This is a genomic window from Hasllibacter sp. MH4015 (assembly GCF_020177575.1).
GTDB lineage: Bacteria > Pseudomonadota > Alphaproteobacteria > Rhodobacterales > Rhodobacteraceae > Gymnodinialimonas.
Map to the genome: position 1 here is coordinate 2,382,482 of NZ_JAHTBK010000001.1, position 21,174 is coordinate 2,403,655.

24 protein-coding genes are annotated in these 21,174 nt (G+C 65.8%); 12 read left to right on the top strand and 12 right to left on the bottom strand.

What is annotated here, in order from left to right; genetic code table 11:
• Nucleotides 1-64: 64 nt before the first annotated feature.
• Nucleotides 65-616 carry a tetratricopeptide repeat protein gene (locus tag KUW62_RS12210; RefSeq protein WP_224815745.1) on the bottom strand — a complete coding sequence of 184 codons (552 nt, stop codon included), beginning with the start codon at nucleotides 614-616 and terminating at the stop codon, nucleotides 65-67.
• Between the two features lie 85 nt (nucleotides 617-701).
• Here KUW62_RS12210 and KUW62_RS12215 point away from each other — a divergent pair, with 85 nt between their 5' ends.
• Entirely contained in the window at nucleotides 702-1,001 is a 300-nt protein-coding gene (locus KUW62_RS12215; protein WP_224815746.1) for an SCP2 sterol-binding domain-containing protein, read from the top strand.
• Nucleotides 1,001-1,954, top strand: a complete 954-nt coding sequence (locus tag KUW62_RS12220) for an alpha/beta hydrolase (RefSeq protein ID WP_224815747.1) — start codon at nucleotides 1,001-1,003, stop codon at nucleotides 1,952-1,954. The genes KUW62_RS12215 and KUW62_RS12220 overlap by 1 nt, the downstream gene beginning before the upstream one ends.
• A gap of 337 nt (nucleotides 1,955-2,291) precedes the next feature.
• On the opposite strand, the gene KUW62_RS12225 is transcribed toward KUW62_RS12220, so the two are convergent.
• Together KUW62_RS12225 and KUW62_RS12230 are read right to left on the bottom strand one after the other, a co-directional pair.
• Nucleotides 2,292-2,975, bottom strand: a complete 684-nt coding sequence (locus tag KUW62_RS12225) for an ABC transporter ATP-binding protein (protein ID WP_224815748.1) — start codon at nucleotides 2,973-2,975, stop codon at nucleotides 2,292-2,294.
• On the bottom strand, nucleotides 2,968-4,302 hold the full coding sequence (locus KUW62_RS12230) for an ABC transporter permease (RefSeq protein ID WP_224815749.1): 1,335 nt from the start codon (nucleotides 4,300-4,302) through the stop codon (nucleotides 2,968-2,970). The genes KUW62_RS12225 and KUW62_RS12230 overlap by 8 nt, the downstream gene beginning before the upstream one ends.
• Nucleotides 4,303-4,606: 304 nt before the next feature.
• On the opposite strand from KUW62_RS12230, the gene KUW62_RS12235 reads away from it, so the two are divergent.
• From KUW62_RS12235 to KUW62_RS12250, 4 genes are all read left to right on the top strand, one after another.
• A complete protein-coding gene (locus KUW62_RS12235; RefSeq protein WP_224817110.1) occupies nucleotides 4,607-6,163 on the top strand; it encodes an ABC transporter substrate-binding protein in 1,557 nt (518 codons plus the stop codon).
• Nucleotides 6,164-6,285: 122 nt separating this feature from the next.
• On the top strand, nucleotides 6,286-6,654 hold the full coding sequence (locus KUW62_RS12240) for a VOC family protein (protein ID WP_224815750.1): 369 nt from the start codon (nucleotides 6,286-6,288) through the stop codon (nucleotides 6,652-6,654).
• An 11-nt stretch (nucleotides 6,655-6,665) separates the two neighbouring features.
• On the top strand, nucleotides 6,666-7,052 hold the full coding sequence (locus KUW62_RS12245; RefSeq protein WP_224815751.1) for a VOC family protein: 387 nt from the start codon (nucleotides 6,666-6,668) through the stop codon (nucleotides 7,050-7,052).
• Nucleotides 7,053-7,130: 78 nt separating this feature from the next.
• Nucleotides 7,131-8,255, top strand: a complete 1,125-nt coding sequence (locus KUW62_RS12250) for a beta-ketoacyl-ACP synthase III (RefSeq protein ID WP_224815752.1) — start codon at nucleotides 7,131-7,133, stop codon at nucleotides 8,253-8,255.
• Between the two features lie 203 nt (nucleotides 8,256-8,458).
• Here the strand turns inward: KUW62_RS12250 and KUW62_RS12255 are convergent, their stop codons facing one another.
• Nucleotides 8,459-10,006 (bottom strand): peptidoglycan-binding protein, encoded by a 1,548-nt coding sequence (locus tag KUW62_RS12255; protein WP_224815753.1) that lies wholly within the window; start codon nucleotides 10,004-10,006, stop codon nucleotides 8,459-8,461.
• 116 nt (nucleotides 10,007-10,122) lie between these two features.
• Complete coding sequence (locus KUW62_RS12260) at nucleotides 10,123-10,608, bottom strand: hypothetical protein (protein WP_224815754.1); 486 nt, start codon at nucleotides 10,606-10,608, stop codon at nucleotides 10,123-10,125.
• A 95-nt stretch (nucleotides 10,609-10,703) separates the two neighbouring features.
• On the opposite strand from KUW62_RS12260, the gene KUW62_RS12265 reads away from it, so the two are divergent.
• Complete coding sequence (locus KUW62_RS12265; protein WP_224815755.1) at nucleotides 10,704-11,297, top strand: thymidine kinase; 594 nt, start codon at nucleotides 10,704-10,706, stop codon at nucleotides 11,295-11,297.
• Nucleotides 11,298-11,360: 63 nt separating this feature from the next.
• Nucleotides 11,361-12,065 carry a DUF533 domain-containing protein gene (locus KUW62_RS12270; protein WP_224815756.1) on the top strand — a complete coding sequence of 235 codons (705 nt, stop codon included), beginning with the start codon at nucleotides 11,361-11,363 and terminating at the stop codon, nucleotides 12,063-12,065.
• A 151-nt stretch (nucleotides 12,066-12,216) separates the two neighbouring features.
• On the opposite strand, the gene KUW62_RS12275 is transcribed toward KUW62_RS12270, so the two are convergent.
• The 6 genes from KUW62_RS12275 to KUW62_RS12300 form a co-directional block, all read right to left on the bottom strand.
• A complete protein-coding gene (locus KUW62_RS12275) occupies nucleotides 12,217-13,164 on the bottom strand; it encodes a D-glycerate dehydrogenase (protein WP_224817111.1) in 948 nt (315 codons plus the stop codon).
• Nucleotides 13,161-13,502, bottom strand: coding sequence for a tRNA-binding protein (locus KUW62_RS12280; protein ID WP_224815757.1), 342 nt, complete (start codon nucleotides 13,500-13,502; stop codon nucleotides 13,161-13,163). Before KUW62_RS12280 ends, KUW62_RS12275 begins: the two co-directional genes overlap by 4 nt.
• Nucleotides 13,499-14,308, bottom strand: coding sequence for a pyrroline-5-carboxylate reductase (gene proC, locus KUW62_RS12285; RefSeq protein WP_224815758.1), 810 nt, complete (start codon nucleotides 14,306-14,308; stop codon nucleotides 13,499-13,501). Before proC ends, KUW62_RS12280 begins: the two co-directional genes overlap by 4 nt.
• Nucleotides 14,309-14,320: 12 nt before the next feature.
• Complete coding sequence (locus KUW62_RS12290) at nucleotides 14,321-14,599, bottom strand: hypothetical protein (RefSeq protein WP_224815759.1); 279 nt, start codon at nucleotides 14,597-14,599, stop codon at nucleotides 14,321-14,323.
• Between the two features lie 73 nt (nucleotides 14,600-14,672).
• Nucleotides 14,673-15,176 (bottom strand): YbjN domain-containing protein, encoded by a 504-nt coding sequence (locus KUW62_RS12295; protein ID WP_224815760.1) that lies wholly within the window; start codon nucleotides 15,174-15,176, stop codon nucleotides 14,673-14,675.
• 356 nt (nucleotides 15,177-15,532) lie between these two features.
• Nucleotides 15,533-15,778, bottom strand: coding sequence for an accessory factor UbiK family protein (locus tag KUW62_RS12300; protein ID WP_224815761.1), 246 nt, complete (start codon nucleotides 15,776-15,778; stop codon nucleotides 15,533-15,535).
• A gap of 116 nt (nucleotides 15,779-15,894) precedes the next feature.
• Between KUW62_RS12300 and lgt the strand changes: the two genes are divergently transcribed.
• The 4 genes from lgt (at nucleotide 15,895) to KUW62_RS12320 (ending at nucleotide 19,013) form a co-directional block, all read left to right on the top strand.
• Nucleotides 15,895-16,809, top strand: coding sequence for a prolipoprotein diacylglyceryl transferase (gene lgt / locus KUW62_RS12305; protein ID WP_224815762.1), 915 nt, complete (start codon nucleotides 15,895-15,897; stop codon nucleotides 16,807-16,809).
• The gene (locus tag KUW62_RS12310) at nucleotides 16,799-17,875 is read left to right on the top strand and encodes an SAM-dependent methyltransferase (protein ID WP_224815763.1); all 1,077 of its coding nucleotides are present in this window, start codon (nucleotides 16,799-16,801) and stop codon (nucleotides 17,873-17,875) included. The genes lgt and KUW62_RS12310 overlap by 11 nt, the downstream gene beginning before the upstream one ends.
• Entirely contained in the window at nucleotides 17,865-18,623 is a 759-nt protein-coding gene (gene pgeF / locus KUW62_RS12315; RefSeq protein WP_224815764.1) for a peptidoglycan editing factor PgeF, read from the top strand. Before KUW62_RS12310 ends, pgeF begins: the two co-directional genes overlap by 11 nt.
• 252 nt (nucleotides 18,624-18,875) lie before the next feature.
• Nucleotides 18,876-19,013: a hypothetical protein gene (locus KUW62_RS12320; RefSeq protein ID WP_224815765.1), complete on the top strand. Its 138-nt coding sequence runs from the start codon at nucleotides 18,876-18,878 to the stop codon at nucleotides 19,011-19,013.
• Between the two features lie 128 nt (nucleotides 19,014-19,141).
• On the opposite strand, the gene KUW62_RS12325 is transcribed toward KUW62_RS12320, so the two are convergent.
• On the bottom strand, nucleotides 19,142-21,172 hold the full coding sequence (locus tag KUW62_RS12325; protein ID WP_224815766.1) for a sulfotransferase: 2,031 nt from the start codon (nucleotides 21,170-21,172) through the stop codon (nucleotides 19,142-19,144).
• Between the last annotated feature and the right edge of the window lie 2 nt (nucleotides 21,173-21,174).

A 21,174-nucleotide genomic window follows, 5' to 3' on the forward strand; every position in this document is an offset into this window, starting at 1 on the left:
GCGATCCCGTCGCCCGTCGTCCCGACGCGGCACCTGCGCATCTCCGATCCCGGCGGGGATCCGGTCAGAGCGCCTCTCCCTCAAGCTGCACGCGCAGCCCGTTCAGAAGCCTCAATATGTCCGGCTGGTTGGGATGTATAGCATGGGCCGCCTCGTAGGCTTCCAACGCCTCGTCATACTGTCCCATATCCTCCAGCATGATGCCCATCCCGGCCAAGGCCCCGAAATGGCGCGGTTCCAGGGCAAGGGCGCGCTGCAGATCGGCGATGGCGGGGCCGTACATCTGCTGTTCGAAAAACAGCGTCGCCCGGGTGCTCCAGCCCTCGGCGAAATCCGGCGCATGGTCGACCAACGCGGTCAGATGATCGTAGGCGGCGGCGTAATCCTCCGCATCCAGCGCCTCCTGCCCGCGGCGCAGCAGGTAATCCGCGGTCGCCGACCCCGACAGGGTCCAGCGTTGCATCACGTCGTTTTCCACCACTTCCCAGTTGCGCAGGTCGGGATTCGCCAACCGGTCCAACAGGTCGTCCACGCTCGATTGCGCGACGGCAATTACGGGAATCCCGCAGAAAACTGCCGTAACGAGAATGTTGATGAGGGATCGCTTAATCGTCATGGTCCAAACGTAGCATTCGGGACGCGCAATACTAGATCAAGTCTGCGCGACGACCCCGATGAAAGGGATAAAGGGACCCAAAAACATGAGCAACGCGACCATCGACGCCGCCGTGGCGGCGATTTCCGAGAAACTGGGTGGCCAGGGCTTTGACGGCTCCGCCAAATTCGTGATCGAAGGCGAAGGCGCCGTCATGGTCGATTCCGCCGGCGCCCGCCCCGCCGAGGATGGGGACGAGGCCGAGGTCACGATGACCGCCACGTCCGAGACCTTCCAGGACATCATGTCCGGCGATCAGAACCCCACCGCCGCCTTCATGTCCGGCAAGCTGACGCTGGACGGCGATATGGGCACGGCGATGAAACTGGGCGGCGTGCTCAGCTGATGCTGGAGGCTGCGACCGCGACCGGACTGACCCCCGCCCCCTTCGATGCGGAACTCGCCCGCGGCCCCGCCGGGGCGGAGGCGTGGTGGGTGGAGGCCAGCGATGGCACCCGCCTGCGCTTCGGCGTCTGGCCGGGCGGGGAGGCGGGCACGGTCCTGATGTTCCCCGGTCGCACCGAATACGTGGAAAAATACGGCCTCGTGGCCGAGGATCTGGCAAAGGGCGGCTATACCACCGTCGCATTCGATTGGCGCGGACAAGGCCTGGCCGACCGCCCGCCCCATGATCGCGGTATGGGCCACGTCGAGGATTTTGAGGAATATCAACGGGATGTGAAAGCCTTCGTCGCCGCGATCGAAGCGTTGAGCCTGCCCAAGCCGTGGTACCTGATCGGGCATTCCATGGGCGGATGCATCGGCCTGCGTGCGCTCTATAACGGCCTCGACGTTGCGGCGGCGGCCTTCACCGGGCCGATGTGGGGCCTGCAACTGGCGCCTTTCCTGCAAGCCATCACACCCGCCGTCATGGCGGTCTCCGGCCCGCTTGGCCTGTCGCGGCGCTACGCCCCCACGACCGGCCCTTGGACGCGGATGGACTTCGACGACAACACGCTCACCACCGACCGCGCGCAGTTCGACTACATGTTCGCGCAAACCGACGCCCACCCGGAAATGACCCTGGGCGGCCCGTCCTTTTCGTGGGTGAAGGCGGCCCTTGTCGAAACGGCCGAGCTTATGGCGCTCGACCCGCTGGACCTGCCCGTGACCGCGATTGTCGGCTCCCGCGAGCGGATCGTGGCCGTGGACGCGGTGGAGACGCGGATGGCGTCTTGGCCCGGTGGCAAGTTCGTCTCCGTCGCGGGCGCGGAGCACGAGGTTCTGATGGAAAATCCGGCACGCCGGGGCCAGACCTTCGATGAGATCCTCGGCCTGTTCGCGGCCCATCCCGCCTAGGGCACCGCGCGGACTCCCCGCGATTTGCGCAACACCCCCCTAAACCGGTCTATACACTCGCCCCGATAGCTATCGTTGCGGCCCATCTCAAAAGGTCGCGTTTGCTTGGCACTGGATTCAGGGCAGGCCCCAGACCACTCCCTCATTGGGTGCAGGTCGGCCCCGGATCGGAGCTTTGCGCAAACTCCGCCGCCGGGTCACACCGGTGGACCAAATCGTGTCGCCCCGAAGCGGCGCCGCTTTTCTCATGCCCCGGATAATCCGGTCGCAGCCAGACGGAGGCCCCGGCACCCACCACAGGCCCCGCCCCCTCCCCCGGGGTGCTGCAATCGTGCGCCTAGGCGTCCGTCAGAACACCGTCGTCCAGCCGCACCACGCGGTCCATGCGCGCGGCCAATTCGTGATTGTGGGTCGCGATCAGCGCCGACAGCCCGGTGCCGCGCACCAGGTCCATCAACACGTCGAACACCGTGTCCGATGTTGCGGGGTCAAGGTTGCCGGTCGGCTCATCGGCCAGCAGAAGCGCGGGTTGATTGGCCAGCGCCCGACAAAACGCGACGCGCTGCTGTTCCCCGCCCGACAATTCGCCCGGCCTGTGACCGGCGCGCGCCGCAAGGCCCACGCGCCCCAACAGATCCTCGGCCCGCGCATCGGCCGCCGCACGCGCCACGCCATTGGCCAGTTGCGGCAGCACGATGTTTTCGGCGGCGGAGAATTCCGGCAGCAGGTGATGGAATTGATAGACGAACCCCACCTTCTCGCGCCGCGCATTGGTCCGGGCGGTCTCGGACGTTCCGGTAATGGCCTCGCCCGCAATCGCGACTGCGCCCGCATCGGGCGTGTCAAGCAGGCCGGCTATGTGCAGAAGCGTGGATTTCCCCGCCCCCGATGGCGCGATCAGGCCCACGATCTCGCCCCGTGCGATCCGCGCCGACGCGCCGCGCAGAACCGCGATCTCGTTGGGTTTGCCGCGGTTATAGACCTTCTCGACCGCGTCCAGGTCCAGGGCGACTTCACTCATAGCGCAGCGCCTCCACCGGGTTCATGCGGGCCGCGCGGCGCGCCGGGAAGATCGTGATGATGAAGCTGAGCCCAAGCGACAGCAAGACCGCGCTCATAACATCATCCAGTTCCAGCTTGGCCGGAAGGCTGGAGATCATGCGCACCGACGGGTCCCAGACCCCGCCGCCCGCCACGAAGTTCACGAAGCTGAAGATCGGGTCGATCCAGATCGCGAAGGCACAACCCAACGCCACGCCAAGCAACGTTCCCGCCACCCCGATGCTGGAGCCGCAGATGAAGAAGATGCGCAGGATCGCCCCCTCACTCAGCCCGATGGTGCGCAGGATACCGATGTCGCGCGACTTGTTCTTCACCAGCATGATGAGGCCCGAGACGATGTTCATCGTCGCGATCAGCACGAGGATCGACAGGATGATGAACATGATGTTGTCCTCCATCTGCAACGCCCTCAGGAACGCGCCGGAGCTGTCCTCCCACGTCCAGATCTGCACGTCCCCGCCCGCTTGCAGCAAGGGCAGGACATATTGGCCGATCTCCTCGGGCTCGGTCACCGTGACCTGTACCTCGTCGGCGATGCCGTCGCGGTTGAAATAGGTCTGCGCCTCGTCGAAGGGGATGTAGACGCGGGTGCGGTCGATGTCCCACCGGCCGACCTGGAAGATATAGACGACCTCGTAGGTGCTGACGCGCGGGCTGGTGCCAAACGGCGTGCGCGCCCCGTCGGGGGAGATCAGGCGAATCCGGTCGCCCACGCTCGCGCCCAATTCCCGCGCCACGCCCGATCCGATGGCGATGCCCGGCCCGCCCGGAATGGGCAAGGCGCCGTCGACATCGGGTGTGATTTCCGTGGGCGCCCCGAAAGATTGCAGCGCGCCTTGGGAGAATTCCGGCTCCGCGACCAGCGGCACGGCGGCCAGATCGTCCGGCGCGATGCCGATCACCTCCACCGCCGAATTGCGCCCCGCATAGCTCGACAGGACCTGGCCCCGGATCACGGCAGCGGCATGTTCGACGCCGGCCACGCCGCGCACCGCCTCTGCCACCGCCTCGTAATCCTCCAACGCGCGCTCCAATCGGCCCGCGTCGTTCAGTTCCGCCACGTCATAGACCGCCACATGGGGGTTCGCGCCCAGGATCGTTCCCACGAATTCCGCCCGAAAGCCCGAGCGGACCGACAATGTCGCGATCAGGGCCATTACCGCCAGCGCGATACCGATGAAACTGATCCATGTCATCGCCGACACGCCGCCATCGCTGCGCCGCGCACGCAGGTAGCGCCAGGCGATCAGGAACTCGTAGCCCGAGAACGGTTTGGGGGCGCTCATGCTCAACAACCTTTGTTATTCTTGCCCGCAAGGTGGCCATTTGCGGGGCCAAGTCAACCGCGCGGTCCCCACACGGGCGCGTGATCTGGACTGCTCTGCATCGCGATCTGGACTCACCGCGCGCCAGAAAAGGCGTTGATCCCCCGCCCGGTGTCGCATTTAATCCCTCATGTCGCAAACGGACCATGCGGCACCTCGCTAAAACCAGAGGTCCGACAGGGAGTTTACGAACGTGACATTGTTCAATGCACACAATATCCACCCCGCTGCCCGCGCCTATGCGCAGGAAGTCGCGGACGGCACGATGGGCCGGCGCGAGTTTCTGACCCGCGCCACGGCGCTGGGTGTCACCGCCGCCGGCGCCTATTCGCTGATCGGGGCGACCCCGGCGCGCGCCGATGGCCATATCCAGCAAGGCGGCACGCTGCGCATCCAGCAAGACGTGCGCGCGCTGAAAGATCCGCCCACCTATGACTGGCCGCAAATGGCCAATGTCAGCCGCGGCTGGCTTGAGTATCTCGTGCAATACAACGCCGATGGCGTGTTCGAGCCGCGCCTGCTGGAAAGCTGGGAGGTCAACGACGACGCCACCCAATATCTGCTGAACCTGCGCCAGGGCGTGATGTGGAACGACGGCACGCCGTTCACCGCCGAAGACGTCGCCTACAACTTCACCCGCTGGTGCGATGCCTCGATGGAAGGCAATTCCATGGCCTCGCGCATGGCCGCCCTGATCGAGGGGGAAGCGATCCGCGAAGGCGCCCTGGAAATCGTGGATGAGCATACCGTGCGCCTGAACCTGTCGCGCCCGGACATCACGATCCTGCCCACGATCTCGGATTATGCCTCCGCCATCGTGCAGAATGGCTTCTCCGGCAATCCGGCCGACAATCCCGTGGGCACCGGCCCCTATCGCCTCGTGTCGCTCGAAGTGGGCGTGGGCGCGGTCGTGGAACGCAACCCCGACCACACCTGGTGGGGCGAAGGCACCGGCGCCTTCCTCGACCGCGTGGAATACGTCGATCTTGGCACCGACCAGGCGGCCCATGTCGCGGCGGCCGAAGCCGGTGAGATCGACATGCTCTACGAAACGCTCGGTGATTTCATCGACGTCATGGACGCGATCGGCTGGCAGAAATCCGAAGCGATCTCGGCCAATTCGCTGGTGCTGCGGACCAACCAGTCCGTTGCGCCCTACGACGATGTCCGTGTGCGCCGCGCGCTGGCGCTCGCCACCGACAACGCGGTCCTGATGGAGCTTGGGGTCAACGGCCTCGGCACCGTGGCCGAAAACCACCATGTCTGCCCGATCCACCCGGAATACGCCGATATCGGCCCGGCGGTGCAGGATGTGGCCGCGGCGCAGTCGCTGATGGAGGAAGCCGGTCAGACGGATTTCGAGCATGAGTTGATTTCCATCGACGACAGCTGGCGCCGTCCGACGACCGATGCGCTGGCCGCGCAATTGCGCGATGCGGGCTTCAACGTCACGCGGACGATCTATCCCGGCAACACCTTCTGGAACGACTGGAACAACTACCCGTTCTCGTCCACCGATTGGGGCCACCGCCCCCTCGGCGTCCAGAACCTCACGCTGGCCTATACCAGCGGTGCCGCCTGGAACGAGACGGCGTTTGCCAACGAGGAGTTCGATACGCTCCTCGCAGAAGCCTCCGCCATCGCGGACGCCAATGCACGCTCCGAGGTGATGGCCCAGATCCAGCAGATCATGATCGACGAAGGGGTGGTGATCCAGCCGTTCTGGCGCTCGATCTACCGCCACTACACCGACAACGTGGTGGGCGCGGAAACGCACCCGATCTTCGAGATCCACATCCACAAACTCGGCCTCGCGGCCTGACCTCCGCGATCCGCAGCAAGATTGAAACCGGCGGCAGGGGCGACCTTGCCGCCGGTTTTCCTTTGCCCTTGGGCGCAACCGGCGTACCCTGCGCGGGTCCATCACAGCCCGAGGGGATGACCATGAAGATCGGTGCGTTTTCGATATCTCTGTCCGTGGCGGACCTCGCCCGGTCGCGGGACTTCTACGAGACCCTCGGCTTTTCCGCGATGGGCGGTGATCCGGATCACGGCTACCTCATCATGAAAAACGGCGATGCGCTGATCGGCCTGTTCCAGGGCATGTTCGAGGGCAATCTGCTGACCTTCAATCCCGGCTGGGACCAGGATGCCCGGAACCTCGACGAATTCGACGACGTGCGCGCGATCAAGGCGGCAATCGTCGGCGCGGGCCATGTCGTGGAGCAGGAACAGGGCGGTGCGGACGGCCCGGCCAGCTTCGTCACCCGCGACCCCGACGGCAACGTGATCCTGATCGACCAGCACCGATAGGCCAGCCTCCCATGTTCGACCATACCGGTGTCAATGCCTCCGATTTCGCGCGGTCCAAGGCGTTCTACGACGCGGCCCTCGCCGCCCTCGGCTCCCGTCACCTCTTCACCGTACCGCCAGAATTTACCGACGGCGCGCAAGTCGCGGGATATGGACAGGACCGCCCGCAATTCTGGCTGAGCGAGGACGCGCCCCATATCCCGCCCGTCCACATCGCCTTCGCCGCCCGCTCCCGCGCGCAGGTCGATGCCTTCCACGCCGCCGCACTGGCCGCGGGTGGCACCGACAACGGCAAACCGGGCCTGCGCCCCCATTACCACGACCACTATTACGGGGCCTTCGTGCTCGATCCCGACGGCAACAATATCGAGGCCGTCTGCCACGCGCCCGAGGGCTGAGGACGTGGCGTCAAGCGCCTTGACGCAACACCCGTTTCGCGCGCAAGTGAAGGCCCTGCCGCGCGGAGAGAGAGAGCCATGTTTGAACCAGCCATCACCGGATCGGGCGTTTTCACGCCCGCGCTCAGCATCTCCAACGATGAGCTTGTGGTGGCCTTCAACGCCTATGCCGACCGGTGGAACGCCGAACATGCCGCCGGTATCAAGGCCGGAGAGGTGGAGGCGATGGCCCATTCCTCCTCCGATTTCATCGTCGCGGCATCCGGCATCGAACGCCGCTTCGTGCTCGACAAAAGCGGCATCCTCGATCCCGACGTGATGCATCCCTGGCTGCCGGAGCGGGACATGGATCAACCCGGTTTCATGGCCGAGATGGGCGTGGATGCCTGCCGCAAGGCGCTCGACATGGCCGGCGTGGCGGCGGGCGATGTGGACGCGGTGATCTGTGCCGCCTCGAACCACGAACGCGCCTATCCCGCCATCGCGATCGAGATCCAGCAGGAACTGGGCATTGGCGGCTTCGGCTTCGACATGAACGTCGCGTGTTCGTCCGCCACCTTCGGCATCCAGGCCGCCGCCGACATGGTCCGCTCCGGCTCCATCCGCCGCGCGCTTGTTGTGAACCCCGAGATCTGCTCGGCCCACCTGGAATGGCGCGACCGCGATTGCCACTTCATCTTCGGCGATGTGGCAACGGCGGTCCTGATCGAGCGGGCCGACGACGCGAAGGGCCCCCATTTCGCGATCAAATCCACCCGCTGCGCCACGCAATTCTCCGACAACATCCGCAACAATAACGGGTTCCTGCGCCGCACCCGCCCGGGCCACATGGACGACCGCCGCGACATGCTGTTCATGCAAAACGGGCGCAAGGTCTTCAAGGAAGTGCTGCCCCTGGTTTCCAACCACATCGCGGAGCACATGGCCGATACCGGCGTCCAGGCCGATGACCTCAAGCGCCTCTGGCTGCACCAGGCCAACAAGACCATGAACGATTACATCGGCCGGAAGGTCCTCGGCCGCGTGCCGGAGGCGGGCGAGCAACCCAATATCCTTCAGGATTACGCCAACACGTCCTCGGCGGGCTCCATCATCGCATTCGCGAAATATTCCGATGACCTCTCGCCGGGCGATACCGGCCTGATCTGCTCCTTCGGCGCGGGCTATTCCGTGGGCTCCGTCATCGTGGAACGGGCGGGCTGACCCCGCAAAGCTCGCCTCCGGCAAGCTCGCCCGACCCGGACATCTCCGCCCCCCCCCCGTCTTCCATGTGCCAAAAATATCCCCGGGGAGAGTTTGAGAGGGGCAGGCAGCCCCTCTCATCATATCGAAAACGGGGGGTGCGGGGGGCTTGCCCCCCGCCACCGGCGACGCGCACAAGCGCGGCGCAACCACTGCTCAGGCCGTCATTCCGGGCAATCCAGCGAGAACCGGTTCGGCACCAGCGGTGTGCCGGGCACGTTCTCCGCCGCGGCGCGCACCTCCATCGTGAACGCGCCCTGCCCGCCGTCGGGCAGGATCAGGTCGGTCTCGAACTCGAATGCGTGCCGCCCGCCATCCCCCAACGCCGCTTCCAGGTCAGGGCGATACTGGCCCGCATCGACGCTTGCGATCAATGCCCGGCTGTCCCCGTCGAGCGCAAACACATCCACAATCACCGCGCGGTCCGGCGCGTCCGGGTCCCAGGCCCATCCGGCGATCCAGTCACAATCGGCCCGATCCACGAACCCTTCCTCCGGCGAGAGGTCCACGGGATGCAGCGCGGCAAGCGCCACCATCCCCTCGTGCACCTGTTCCAGCGTGCCGATCACCCCGAAGGTGCGAAAGTCGTAGCGGCCCGCCGGTGCCGGCGCCACGCTGAACACGATGTTCCACTTGTTGGTTTCGTCGAAGGGATTGGAGCTTTCGGAATACAGGATCTGGTAAAGCGCCCCGGGCCGCGCCGTGTAGGCCCCCAGCGCGAATGCGCCATCCTCCGTCGCAAGAATGGCGGGTAGGCCGGAATCGTCCACGAAAGACCACGGCGGGGTCACTTCCATGCTCTCTGTCACGGGCGTCAGGCTGCCGTCGCGCGGATCGAAGCGGTAGCGCGCGGAGAACGCGCCGGTCAGGTAGGCGGTCGGCACCTCCGCGCGCAGCAGGTCATGATCCCCGTGCAAGGTGATCGTGGAATCGAACACGATCACGTTCTCGATCCCCCCGTACCCGATCTGGGTCACCTTCTCGAGCATATCGTCCGAGACCAGTTCCGTGTTCACCGCCTCCAACGTGCCATTGTCGCAAAAGGCGCTCTGCCCCGGCTGGGTCCAGAAGGCGGGACTGATCCGCGTGCTCAGCCGGTTCGCGGCGTCCGAGCAAATCTCATGCACGATCGTGGTGGAGGTCTGGGCAAACAGATCGCTGGCCGATCCCGGCTCCGTCGGGTTCAGGCATTCACCGTGATCGTCCAGGAACCACGCATAGCTGATCTGCCGCCCATGGTCGTAGATGTTGAGGAATTCCATCCCCTGCCACGTGAGCGATCCGACCGCCCCCCCGAACCGGGTCGAGACGCGCAACTCCACCGGGTCGCCATCGACCATGCCGGTGATGACACGCGCATAGCCATCGGGGGGATCGGTGACACAGCCCAATGCGTCGGGGCCATCGGTCAGCGCCGGGTCCAGCGGCTGACCCGCGCCCCGCTGCGCCGCGGTCAGGCCCACGCACCAATCGCCCGTCGTGGCACTTGACAGGCGCGGCAGATCCAGACGCCAATCCACCGCGAAACTGTGGGCCATGTCGCGGGTCCGCTGGCCCAGGATGCCATCGATGGGTCCGGGATCGTAGCCATGGAGGGCGAGGATGCTTTGCACGCAGATCTCGTCGCTCGGATACGTCTCCTGCGCGGCGGCGGGGCCAGTGATCCCAATCAGGCAGGCAAGGACGATCCAAAAAGCCCCCCTGCCGCGCATCACGATGCTCCGGTCGGTGGCACGGCGAGGTACTGGGTGAAGCGCAGGTTAACGGGTCTGCCGTTCGACAATGTTACCAAAGGGTTGGGTATGCGTATCAACCGTGATCACCCCGCTCAACTCCGGCTGTCGGCCTCCAGCCGCAGCTTCATCTCTACCAGCACCTTCTGCAATTCCAGCGTCTCCTCCAGAAGCCGCCGCGCTTCGTTGACGGAGATCACGCCATCCTCGATCGAGGTGTGATATTCCGCCATCAGGATCGCGAACCGCTGGGACAGGGCGATGACATTGGCGTTCACCGACCCCGAATTGTCCCCCCGCATCGCGTTGCGCTTATCCGACCCGTAAGACATCTGCCCGCCATTCAACTCCGCCAAAGCGGCGGTCACATGGGGAAAGGACGACGCCGCCTCCAGTGCCGCCACGGCATCGACGGGCATGAACCGGTCCGTGTGTTCGTCGGCTTCCGAAAAGTATCGCCCCAGCGTCGCCTTGGACCGGCCCGTCAATTCGCAGGCGGCGGCATAGCCCACATCCTTGATCAACCGCTCGGTATGACGCTTGAGGTAGCCCTTGGCCGTCTCGCCGCTCGTGTCACTCATCACATCTGTCCCCATTGGTCCGCGATAGCAAACCCGCTTTGCCCCATGCCGTCAACGTCTTGCCAGCGCCGCTGTCATGGGCCAAACCAAGGGGCATGGCCAAGCTCTATTTCCACTATTCCACCATGAATGCGGGCAAATCGACCCTGCTGTTGCAAGCCTCCTACAATTACATCGAGCGGGGGATGCAGACCTATCTGCTGACCGCGAATTTCGATGACCGTGCGGGCATGGGCAAGATCGGAAGCCGCATCGGGATCGAGGCGGAGGCCGACACCTACACCCAATCCGATGACCTTTACGGCAAGATCGCCGCCCGGCTGGCGGCGGGGCCCTGCGCCTGCGTGCTGATCGACGAGGCGCAGTGGATGACCCGTGACCAGGTCTGGCAACTGGCCCGCGCCGTCGATGACCTGAACGTGCCGGTCATGGCCTACGGGCTGCGCGTCGATTTCCGGGGTGAGCTGTTCCCCGGTTCCGCCGCCCTTCTGGCGCTCGCCGATGAAATGCGCGAGGTCCGCACAATCTGCCATTGCGGCAAGAAGGCCACGATGGTGATCCGCGTCGATGAAAACGGCGATGCGATCCGCGAGGGCGCCCAGATCGAGGTGGGCGGCAACGACCGCTATATCAGCCTGTGCCGCAGGCATTTCCGAGAGGAAATGGGCGATATTCCACGCGCCGGTTGACCGATCGTCGTGAATCGCGTTCGCTGAGAGGATTGTTTTTCTTCCCAATTTTGGAGCAACGCGATGAGTTTTCTGAAGACCCTGGGCCGCATGGCGCGCGGCATGGCCGAACGGCAGGCGGACCGCGCCGTCCACGGGGACCGGCGCCGATCGCTGTCGATTGATCTTTTTTCGGGCGAGCGGACGGAAACGGAACACACCGAGGGCGGCATTCTGAATTCACTGCGGTCCCATCAGGCCGATAGGGACGGGGATGGCCGGTTGAGCATGGCGGAGCGTCGGGCCGCACGGGATGCGCCGCGCGGGATCGGCGACATGATCGCCGATTTGGGTGAAGAGGCGCGGAATTCCGGCGGATTGCGCGCCTTCCTGACCGACAAGATCGAGGATGCCAAGGACGCGTTCGACGGCATCATGGGAGAGGCCGAGGCCAAGATCGTCCTGCGCGCCATGATCCTTGCGGCCAAGGCCGATGGCCATATCGACGCGGACGAACGTGCGGCGATCATGGATCACATGGGTGAGGACGCGACGGAGGACGACCGCGCGTTCCTGACTGCCGAGATCGAAGAGGGGCCGGACCTCGACACGTTCCTGGAAAGCGTGCCGCCCAATCCGGAACTCCGCCGCCAGATCTTTGCCATGTCGCTGCTTGCCATCGACGTCGACACACCGGAGGAGGAGGCCCATATCCGCAAACTCGCGCAAGGCTTGGAGTTGAGCGCGACGGACGTGGAAATGGCGCGGTCGCAAATCGACGGGGCGTGAGTGTCAGGCCGGTGTCGGGCGTGAGGCCCGCGGCGTCAATGCCGGGTGGCGGTTGGCGCAGTCCGTGGGTTGATTTACGGTTAACGCATATTCGTTTTCCGTTTTTTCTCAGTCTCTTAACCCACATGTGCACGCGTGCACGCGACGGCGATCACACCGCGTTCGGCGCGGGTTTGCCCTCGGCCACGGCGATGAGGTTATCCAACGCCATGCGCCCCATATCCTCCCGCACTTCCAGCGCCGCGGTGCCCAGATGCGGCAGCAGCGTCACGTTTTCCATCGCGCGCAACGCCTCGGGGACCAGGGGCTCGAACTCGTAGACGTCCAGCCCCGCCCCCGCGATCCGCCCGACGGAGAGGGCGGCGACCAGCGCAGCCTCGTCCACCACGTCCCCGCGCGAGATATTCACGAAGATCGCGTGGCGCTGCATCATGGCGAATTGCTCGGATCCGATCAGGTGATGGGTCTCCGCCCCGCCGGGGGTCGCAAGAACGACAATATCGGCCCCCGCCAGCGCGGTTTCCATGGGAAGCTGTTCGGCGGGAAAATCCACCGCCTTGGCGGAGCGGTTCACATAGACGATGCGGCAGCCAAAGCCGAAATGGCAGCGCCGGGCGATGGCCTGCCCGATTCGGCCCATGCCGATCACGCAGACCGTCTTGCCCGAGACATGCATCCCCAGCATCTGCACCGGATGCCAGCCGTCCCAGGCGCCCGCGCGCACCATCCGCTCCCCCTCACCGGCGCGGCGCGCGGTCATCAGGATCAGCGTCATGGCGGTGTCTGCCGTGGCATCCGTCACCGCGCCGGGCGTGTTGGAGACCTCGACCCCCGCCTCCCGCGCGGCGGCGGCGTCGATATGGTTGTAGCCGACCCCAAAATTGGCCAGGAGCCCTGTCCGGATCTCTCCGGCCTCCGCGAAGGCATCGGCGGTGAAGGCATCGCCAAGCGTGGGCAGGATCAGGTCGTATGCGCGCAAGGCGGCCACGCATTCCCGGTGATCCATCGGCTGCGTGGTATCGCGGCAGGTTACGTCGAAACACGCCTCGGCTGCCTCCATCACGCTGTCGGGCAAGCGGCGGGATACAAGCAGGGTCAGCACATGCGCTCTCCGTTCGGGACCGCGTGGTCGGGGGAAATCAGCACCACCCCGCCCGACGTGTCATGGAGGCCGAGGACCAGGATTTCCGAGCGCACCGGCCCGATCTGCCGTGGCGGGAAATTCACCACGGCCAGGACCTGTTTTCCGATCAGCGTCTCGGGCGTGTAATGGGCGGTGATCTGGGCGGAGGATTTGCGTTCTCCGATCTCCGCCCCGAAATCGACCCAGAGCTTGATGGCGGGTTTGCGCGCCTCCGGAAACGGCTCGGCGCGGGTCACGGTGCCGACGCGGATGTCGACGTCCATGAATTGATCGAAGGTGATCTCCGCGCTCATTTGCGCAATTCCCGGCTGCGGGCGGTGGCGGCGGCGACGGTGCGGCGGATCAGGGGCGCAAGGCCGCCCTCGCCCATCAGAACCTCCAGCCCCGCTTGGGTCGTGCCATTGGGCGACGTCACGTTTATGCGAAGCTGTTCGGGGCTTTCGTCCGATTGTTCGGCCAGCGCGCCCGCGCCCGCGACGGTCGCCTTGGCCAGTTGCATCGCCATATCCTCCGGCAGGCCCTCGGCCCGGGCGGCGGCGGCAAGCGCGTCGATCATGTAAAAAATATAGGCAGGGCCAGAGCCGGAGATGCCCGTGACCGCGTCGATCTGCGCCTCGGTGCTGAGGCGCACCACCTGCCCGATCGTGCCGAGCATCGCTTCGGCCAGATCCATATCGGCGGCGGTCGCATCGGCATTGCCGACAATCGCCGTGATGCCCTTGCCGACGGCAGCGGGCGTGTTCGGCATGGAACGGATAATGCGCGTGCCGGGGCCGAACGCATCCACGTAGGCGTTGATCGGGGTGCCGGCGGCGACCGACAGGATCAGCGTGCCGCCGCCCCCGAAACCCGCGACACGGGGCAGCGCCTCCTCCATCATCTGGGGTTTGACGGCGATCATCAGGACGGCGGGATCGGCAGGCAGGTCGCCGTTGATCCGCACGCCGGTGCCTTGCAGCCAGTCCGATGGCTTGGGCTCGATGATATGGACCGCGCCCACGTCGAGACCCGTGGCAAGCCAGCCTTCCAGCATGGCCGAGCCCATCTTGCCGCAGCCGAGCATCACCAGCCCGCGCCGGTTCACCTCTGACAGATCCATGCAACGCCCCCCTTACGTCCGTTCTGGACGGGTGAAATACACCAAGAACCCTAACATGCCAGCCCCGAAGCCCCAGAGGAAGAGGCTTGCCCCCACCGCGATGACCGCCCCCATCATTGGGTTCTCGGACCCCGGCAGAAGTGTCACACCCTCAGGCGGTGTGGAGAGCGTGGCGAGCGCGCCGATCACGATCAGGGTCGTGACGACAAGCATCACCAGGTTGAAGAGCACGAAAAGGCCCACGACGATCTTGCCGAACGGCGTGCGGCGGGGCTTCAAGGTGTCGGTCATGTCCGGCTCCCACAGGGAAAGGGCCGCGCCTTGCGCGACCCTCCCCGTCTTGCCTGTATGGTATCGGTTCGTGTCAGGCCCGGCCAAATGCCTCGGAGATGGCGACATCCATCGCCTCGGTCGGCGTCCGGTCGGACCAGAGTGTCAGCTGGAAGGCGGGGTAGTAGCGTTCGGCGGCCAGCACGGCGGTTTCCACCATGCAGGCGATCTGGTCGGGGGAGGCCAGTTGATCGCCCGCCAGCACGAGGCCGTAGCGGTAGACCATCAGCTTTTGCGCCGCCCAATAGGTGAACGCGCCCGCCCAACACCGGTCGTTGACGAGGTTCAGGGCCTCGTAGAGTTTCGGCAGTTCCGCCTCGGGCGGGTCCATGTCGAAGGTGCAGATCATCCGCAGCGTCTCGTCGTAGGACGACCAGGCCAGGGTGACGGAATAGGTGCGCCATTGTCCTTCGATGGCCATGGCGATCTGATCGTCGGCGATGCGGTCGAAATCCCATTCGTGATGGGCGGCCAGCGTCTCCACGATGTCGATCGGGTGAAGCTCTTCGATATCGGCGTAGTGCTCGGTTTGCGACATGGTCCCAGTCCTGGTTGGCAGCCAGCGGGGCCTTGGTGGTTCAATCCCAAGACTCCCACAAAAGCTGGGTGTCTTTCATAGGGCTGGGCTGCTCGACCTCGATCCCTACGAAATATGGTGATGCGTTGGGGAGTCGCTGTAAAGAACTATTTTTGTGAAGGAAATGGCGTGACTCCGCAGGTTGGGCGATTACCCACAACATATTGCGGTTGTCCCAAATCGGCCCACAAGGGGGTGAGTTATCCACAGATGATTGTGGAGAACACTTTTTCCGCGGTGCCTTTTTGGGTCACCAAAATGAAGACGCCGCCTCGTATCGGGCGGCGCAATCATTCTTCAATGGACGGCGGGTGACTTCAGCCCTTGCCCGCTTCCAAGGCGGCGATGCGCGCCTTGAGCGCTTCGTTTTCTTCGCGCGCCTTCTGGGCCATCGTGCGCACCGCGTCGAATTCCTCGCGCGTGACGAGGTTCCGGTTGGCGAGCCATCGGTCCATCATGGAGTTCATCGCCGTCTCGGCCTCATCCTTGGCGCCCTGGGCGACACCCATGGCATTGGTCATCAGCTGGCTCAGATCGTCCATTACCTTGTTGCGGGTCTGCATCCGGGGCACTCCTGTTCTAATACCGATCAGATATGGGCACGGGCGCGCGGAGGATCAAGGTTGACTTCGCCGCACCCGCCCCCCACCCAAGGGGGAAAATGTGACCGCGAGGCCCCATGATCGCCGCCATTCCCTTTCCGCCGCTGAGCCCCGAGTTGTTCACGATCGAGCTTGGCAGCTTTTCCTTCGCGCTGCGCTGGTATGCGCTGGCCTACCTGTTCGGCCTGGGCCTGGGCTGGTGGGTGATCTGGAAAGCGGTCGCCCGCCCCGAATTGTGGCCCGCCAACACGCCCCCCATGGCCCCGGAAAGGGTGGAGGGGTTGCTGACCGCCGTGGTGCTTGGTGTCATCCTGGGGGGACGGATCGGTTACGTCCTGTTCTACCAACCGGGCGCCTATGCGAGTGATCCGCTGGCGATCCTGCGCATCTGGGAGGGGGGCATGTCGTTCCATGGCGGATTGGCCGGTGTCATCGTCGCGGCCCTCATCTTCTGTCGGATCGCCAAGGCCCCGCCGCTTCAGGTCGCCGACGCCATGTCGATGGTGATCGGAATCGGGTTGTTCCTGGGCCGCGTGGCCAATTTCATCAACGCCGAATTGTGGGGCCGCCCGTCCGACGTGCCGTGGGCCGTGATCTTCCCCGGCGCGCAGGCGCAGGATTGCCCGGGACCCGAGGGGATCGTGGACTACCTCGGCGCGACGGTCTGCGCGCGCCATCCCAGCCAGTTGTACGAGGCGCTGCTGGAGGGGTTGTTCATGGGCACGCTCCTGCTGTGGCTGGCGTGGCGCAGGGGGTGGCTGAAGCGACCCGGCGCGCTGACAGGCATGTTCTTCCTGATCTACGGCGCGTCGCGGTTCGCGGTGGAATTCGTACGCCAGCCCGATCCGCAATTCATCGGCCCCGACAATCCGATCGGTTTTGCCTGGGCGTTGAGCCCGAGTGTTGGGCTGACGATGGGGCAGATCCTGACAATCCCGATGATCCTGGCCGGTCTGTGGCTGATCGCGCGGAGCCGGGCCCGTGTCGCTTAAGGAAAGGCTGCTGGCCCGGATCGCGCGGCTGGGGCCGATGCCCGTCGCCGATTACATGGCCGAATGCCTGTTCGATCCGCGCGACGGCTATTACGCCACCCGCGATCCGCTGGGACGCGGCGGCGATTTCATCACGGCGCCGGAGATTTCCCAGATGTTCGGGGAGGTGATCGGCCTGTGGCTGGCGCAGGTCTGGATGGATCAGGGGCAGCCCGACGGTGTGCTGGCGGAGCTTGGGCCGGGGCGCGGGACGTTGATGGCCGACATCTTGCGCGCGACACGTGCCGTGCCGGGATTTCACGACGCGATGGCCCTGCACCTGGTGGAAGTGTCGCCGGTGTTACGGGCGGCGCAGGCGGAAACGCTCAAAGGCCATGACCCCAGCTTCCACGACAGCCTTGCCGACCTGCCGGAGGGGCCGTTGTTCGTTGTGGCGAACGAGTTCTTCGATGCCCTGCCGATCCGGCAATTCCAAATGAGCGAGGCGGGCGATTGGCAGGAGCGGCAGGTGGGCGCGCGCGACGGCGCGTTGATTTGGGGCCTTGCCCCGCCCGCACCCCTCGACGTCCGCGACGGGTTCAAACCCGGCATGATCGTGGAGACCTGCAAACCCGCGGAAGCGATGGCGGAGGAGCTGGGGCGCAGGATCGCCAGCCATGGCGGGGCGGCCCTGATCGTCGATTACGGCGATGCGGAAAGCGCGGGCGATACGTTCCAGGCGATGGCGGGCCACGCCTATGCCGATCCGTTGGCCAATCCCGGGCAGGCCGACCTGACCGCCCATGTGGCGTTCGGTCCGCTGGCGCGCGCGGCGGCCCCGGCACGCGCCTCTACCCTCGTGCCACAGGGCGTGTTCCTGGAGCGGTTGGGCATTACCGATCGGGCGCAGGTCCTGGCGCGCGGCTTGCAGGGGGCCGCATTGGACGCCCATATCGCGGCCCACAGGCGGTTGACGCATCCCGGTGAAATGGGGACCCTGTTCAAGGTGATGGCGCTCAGCCCACCCGACGCCGCCCCGCCCCCTGCCCTGGAGCCGCCCGATGACGGTGACGCAGATGCAACTTGAACCCATCACCTCCGCCGCGCTTGGCGGGGTGCGGCACGGCTTTTTCACCCGGATCGGCGGCGCATCCTCGGGCATTTTCGCTGCACTCAATTGCGGTGGCGGGTCCAGCGACCAGGCGGAGATCGTGGCGATGAACCGGACCCGCGTGGCCGACGCGATGGGCGTGGCCCCGGATCATCTGGTGGGCGTGCATCAGGTGCATTCCGCGGATGTTGCGGTGGTGGATGGCCCGATGGAGGCACGCCCCAGGGCCGACGCGATGGTCTGCAACGTGCCGGGCGTGGCCCTTGGCATCCTGACCGCCGATTGCCAACCGGTGCTGTTTGCCGATGCGGAGGCCGGCGTGATCGGGGCGGCCCATGCGGGCTGGCGCGGGGCGCTGGACGGCGTGCTGGAGGCGACGCTCGACAAGATGGCAGAGCTTGGCGCGGACCGCGCGCAGATCCACGCGGTGATCGGCCCCTCGATCAGCCAGCGTGCCTATGAGGTGGGGCAGGAATTCCTTGAACGGTTCATGGATAAGGATAGCGGGGCGAGCCGGTTCTTCGTGAACGGCGCATCGGCGGACAAGTACCAGTTCGACCTGACGGGGTATGGCCTGCACCGTCTGCGCGCGGCGGGGATCGGCAGCGCGGAATGGACGGGGCATTGCACCTATAGCGATGCGGATCGGTTCTATTCCTACCGCCGGGCCACCCACAGGGGGGAGGCCGATTACGGCCGCCTGATCTCTGCCATCCGCTTGTGAGCCGCCGGGCCATTGGTGCCGAATTGGACACAATCGCGGCGCGCTCTGCCCCAAGTTGCCCACAATTTGATAAGGCTTTGACGAAAACCCTAATGAAACAAGCCGGTCCGTGGCGCAGGCCTGCCCAAATATTGCCCAGAAGATTTACCGCGCTTTAGCAAATTTGCCCCAGGACTGCCTGAAAGCGCCGTCAGATTGTTCGCAAGACAGGACAATGCAGCACATGATCTGCACGGCAAAAGGAACAGGCACATGAAAACCCGTCGTTGGATGAAATCGGTCCTCAACGAAGCGAAGAAAGAGCAGATTGAATTGCCGTGGGCGCGCCAGGTGCGTGCCGCCCGGCGCGCGGAGAAGCCGCGTGAAGAGAAGCTCGTGGCCGCTGAATAATCAGCGCCGAACGCGGTGGTCGAAATCCGGGCGAACGATCCCAGGGGACCATCCGGCACATGTGACCCAAGCAACGCTTGCAAGAAGGCGGCCAGAACGGCCGCCTTTCGTGTGTTCGGGGGATGCGGTCAGGGGGTGGCGTCGGGCGACAGGTCGACCTCCTGCGCCAGGGCCGCGATCAGGGGGGCAAGCGCCTCCGCGTGGCGTTCCCACCCGGCGACGGAGCCTTGGCCGATGGGCTGACGCGCCTGCGCAAAGCTGAGCGTCTGGATGCGGCGCTCCGTCCCCTCCGGCGCAAGGCAGGCCGGATCGAAGGGCAGACCGACCGCCTCCAAGAGCGCGCGGATCTGCGGCTCGGGCGCGGCAGTCAGGGCCTCGTATTCCACGACATGCACCCGGTCAGGGCAGCGCGCCTGCCAGATATCGGTGATCGCGTCATGCAGGCGGATGTAGTGGCCCATCGCCTCCAGATTATAGGCGTAGCGGTGCAGCCCGTCGGGAAACTTGTTGCGATAGAGCGACAGGCCGGTGTCGCGCGGATCGCGTTTGACCAGCACGACGCGCGCATTGGGCAGCGCGCGCAGGGCGTGGCCGATCCGGGAGAAGGTGGAGATCGCCTTGTCGACGATCACCGCCGCGTCCCCGACCCGGCGGCGGGCGCAGGTGACGTAGCGCGCGCCAGCCTCTGCCAGGTCGGCCTCCTGTGGCGACGGGCCGTGGCGCAAACGCTCCATCACTTCGCTGAGCGCGCGGGTGAGGAACGGCATCTCCCCGCCTGCGCCGACACGTGGATGGGCGGCGAGGATACCTTCGACCAAGGTGGTGCCGGAGCGGGGCAGGCCAGTGACGAATATGACGGGATCCGCGGGGCCGTCCGGCGCGAGGGGTTCCAACACGTCCCAATCGGCGACAAGCGCGCGCGCCTCCGCCAGATCGCTGTCGAAGCCGTAGGGAAAAGCCTTGGCCATCAAGCGATTGGCCTTGTGGAGGTGATCAAAGGCCTCATCCCCCTGACCCAGATCGCCCTTGGCCTTGGCCGCCGCGAAATGCAGGGCGGCGCGGTCCGGGGCGTTCACATCCGCGCGGGTCAGGGCCGCGTCAAGGTGGGACAGGATCGGGTCGTCCGCCGTGACCTTGCGCGCGTTCATGTAGGCGCGAAACGCCTCTCCACCCGTAGGGTTGGCGTCGATTGCGGCGCGCAGGGCGGTGTCGGCGGCATCGAACGCGCCCGCGGATTGGTGCAGTTGCGCGCGGTGGGTCAAGAGGTCCGGCGTCGCGGCGGCGTCGAGCGCCGCGTCCAGGATCGCCTCCGCCCCCGCGATATCACCCGCCTCCTCCGCCGCGGCGGACAGGTTGCGCAGGGCCAGGTCCGGGCGGGGCATGTGTGACAGCATCGGGCGGACAATTGACAGCGCCGCCGCCCCCTGCCCCGTCTGTGCCAGCGACAGGGCCAGGTCGGTGGCGGGACGCGGGCCCTTGGCGTCGATATCGCGCAAAAGCGCCACCGCCGTCTCGGGCCGGGCGGTATCGCGGCAGATTTTCGCGCGGATCAGGGTCGCCTCCGGCCCGGTGATCCCGTCAAGAACCGCCTCCGCCCGCAGGGGCCGGGCCGCGGCGGAGAGGGCGCGGGCCAGCGCGAGGCGGGCCTTTGCGTGGGTCGGATCGGCCCTGAGCGCGGCCTCCAACGGGGCCACCGCGTTCTTGCCCTGGGCAAGGCGGGCCTGACCCAGCACGTAGGCGGGCCAGAAGGCGACGGGGGCCAGCTTCATCAGACGCAGGGCCGCGGCCTCCGCCTCCGCCGCCTGGCCCTTGGACAGGAGCGACAGCGCGGGCCGAAGCTCCGCCTCCGTCCCCAGCGGGATGCGCGCGCGGGCGGCCTCCCTCTCCAGCTTGGCGCGGGGACCGGATTTCAGGATGCCGTGCAGACCCTGCCAGATCGCGGGCTCCGCCGGTTTGCCCTTCAGCGCCTTGCGAAAGGCGGCCTCGGCGGCCTTGGGATCCCGTTCCGACAGGCAACGGGCCAGTTGAAACAGGACTTCCGGCACGTCGGGTTTGAGCGCGAGGATCTGGCGATAGAGCACCAAGGCATCGTCCACGCGACCGGCCTGTTGATGGGCCAGCCCGTCGCGGTAGAGCGCGGTCAGATCGGTTTGTGCCATCG

Bases quoted from the DNA above. Each gene is read 5' to 3' on its own strand.
- KUW62_RS12210 (WP_224815745.1), bottom strand. From the start codon at position 616: ATGACGATTAAGCGATCCCTCATCAACATTCTCGTTACGGCAGTTTTC.
- KUW62_RS12215 (WP_224815746.1), top strand. From the start codon at position 702: ATGAGCAACGCGACCATCGACGCCGCCGTGGCGGCGATTTCCGAGAAA.
- KUW62_RS12220 (WP_224815747.1), top strand. From the start codon at position 1,001: ATGCTGGAGGCTGCGACCGCGACCGGACTGACCCCCGCCCCCTTCGAT.
- KUW62_RS12225 (WP_224815748.1), bottom strand. From the start codon at position 2,975: ATGAGTGAAGTCGCCCTGGACCTGGACGCGGTCGAGAAGGTCTATAAC.
- KUW62_RS12230 (WP_224815749.1), bottom strand. From the start codon at position 4,302: ATGAGCGCCCCCAAACCGTTCTCGGGCTACGAGTTCCTGATCGCCTGG.
- KUW62_RS12235 (WP_224817110.1), top strand. From the start codon at position 4,607: ATGGGCCGGCGCGAGTTTCTGACCCGCGCCACGGCGCTGGGTGTCACC.
- KUW62_RS12240 (WP_224815750.1), top strand. From the start codon at position 6,286: ATGAAGATCGGTGCGTTTTCGATATCTCTGTCCGTGGCGGACCTCGCC.
- KUW62_RS12245 (WP_224815751.1), top strand. From the start codon at position 6,666: ATGTTCGACCATACCGGTGTCAATGCCTCCGATTTCGCGCGGTCCAAG.
- KUW62_RS12250 (WP_224815752.1), top strand. From the start codon at position 7,131: ATGTTTGAACCAGCCATCACCGGATCGGGCGTTTTCACGCCCGCGCTC.
- KUW62_RS12255 (WP_224815753.1), bottom strand. From the start codon at position 10,006: ATGCGCGGCAGGGGGGCTTTTTGGATCGTCCTTGCCTGCCTGATTGGG.
- KUW62_RS12260 (WP_224815754.1), bottom strand. From the start codon at position 10,608: ATGAGTGACACGAGCGGCGAGACGGCCAAGGGCTACCTCAAGCGTCAT.
- KUW62_RS12265 (WP_224815755.1), top strand. From the start codon at position 10,704: ATGGCCAAGCTCTATTTCCACTATTCCACCATGAATGCGGGCAAATCG.
- KUW62_RS12270 (WP_224815756.1), top strand. From the start codon at position 11,361: ATGAGTTTTCTGAAGACCCTGGGCCGCATGGCGCGCGGCATGGCCGAA.
- KUW62_RS12280 (WP_224815757.1), bottom strand. From the start codon at position 13,502: ATGAGCGCGGAGATCACCTTCGATCAATTCATGGACGTCGACATCCGC.
- proC (WP_224815758.1), bottom strand. From the start codon at position 14,308: ATGGATCTGTCAGAGGTGAACCGGCGCGGGCTGGTGATGCTCGGCTGC.
- KUW62_RS12290 (WP_224815759.1), bottom strand. From the start codon at position 14,599: ATGACCGACACCTTGAAGCCCCGCCGCACGCCGTTCGGCAAGATCGTC.
- KUW62_RS12295 (WP_224815760.1), bottom strand. From the start codon at position 15,176: ATGTCGCAAACCGAGCACTACGCCGATATCGAAGAGCTTCACCCGATC.
- KUW62_RS12300 (WP_224815761.1), bottom strand. From the start codon at position 15,778: ATGCAGACCCGCAACAAGGTAATGGACGATCTGAGCCAGCTGATGACC.
- lgt (WP_224815762.1), top strand. From the start codon at position 15,895: ATGATCGCCGCCATTCCCTTTCCGCCGCTGAGCCCCGAGTTGTTCACG.
- pgeF (WP_224815764.1), top strand. From the start codon at position 17,865: ATGCAACTTGAACCCATCACCTCCGCCGCGCTTGGCGGGGTGCGGCAC.
- KUW62_RS12320 (WP_224815765.1), top strand. From the start codon at position 18,876: ATGAAAACCCGTCGTTGGATGAAATCGGTCCTCAACGAAGCGAAGAAA.
- KUW62_RS12325 (WP_224815766.1), bottom strand. From the start codon at position 21,172: ATGGCACAAACCGATCTGACCGCGCTCTACCGCGACGGGCTGGCCCAT.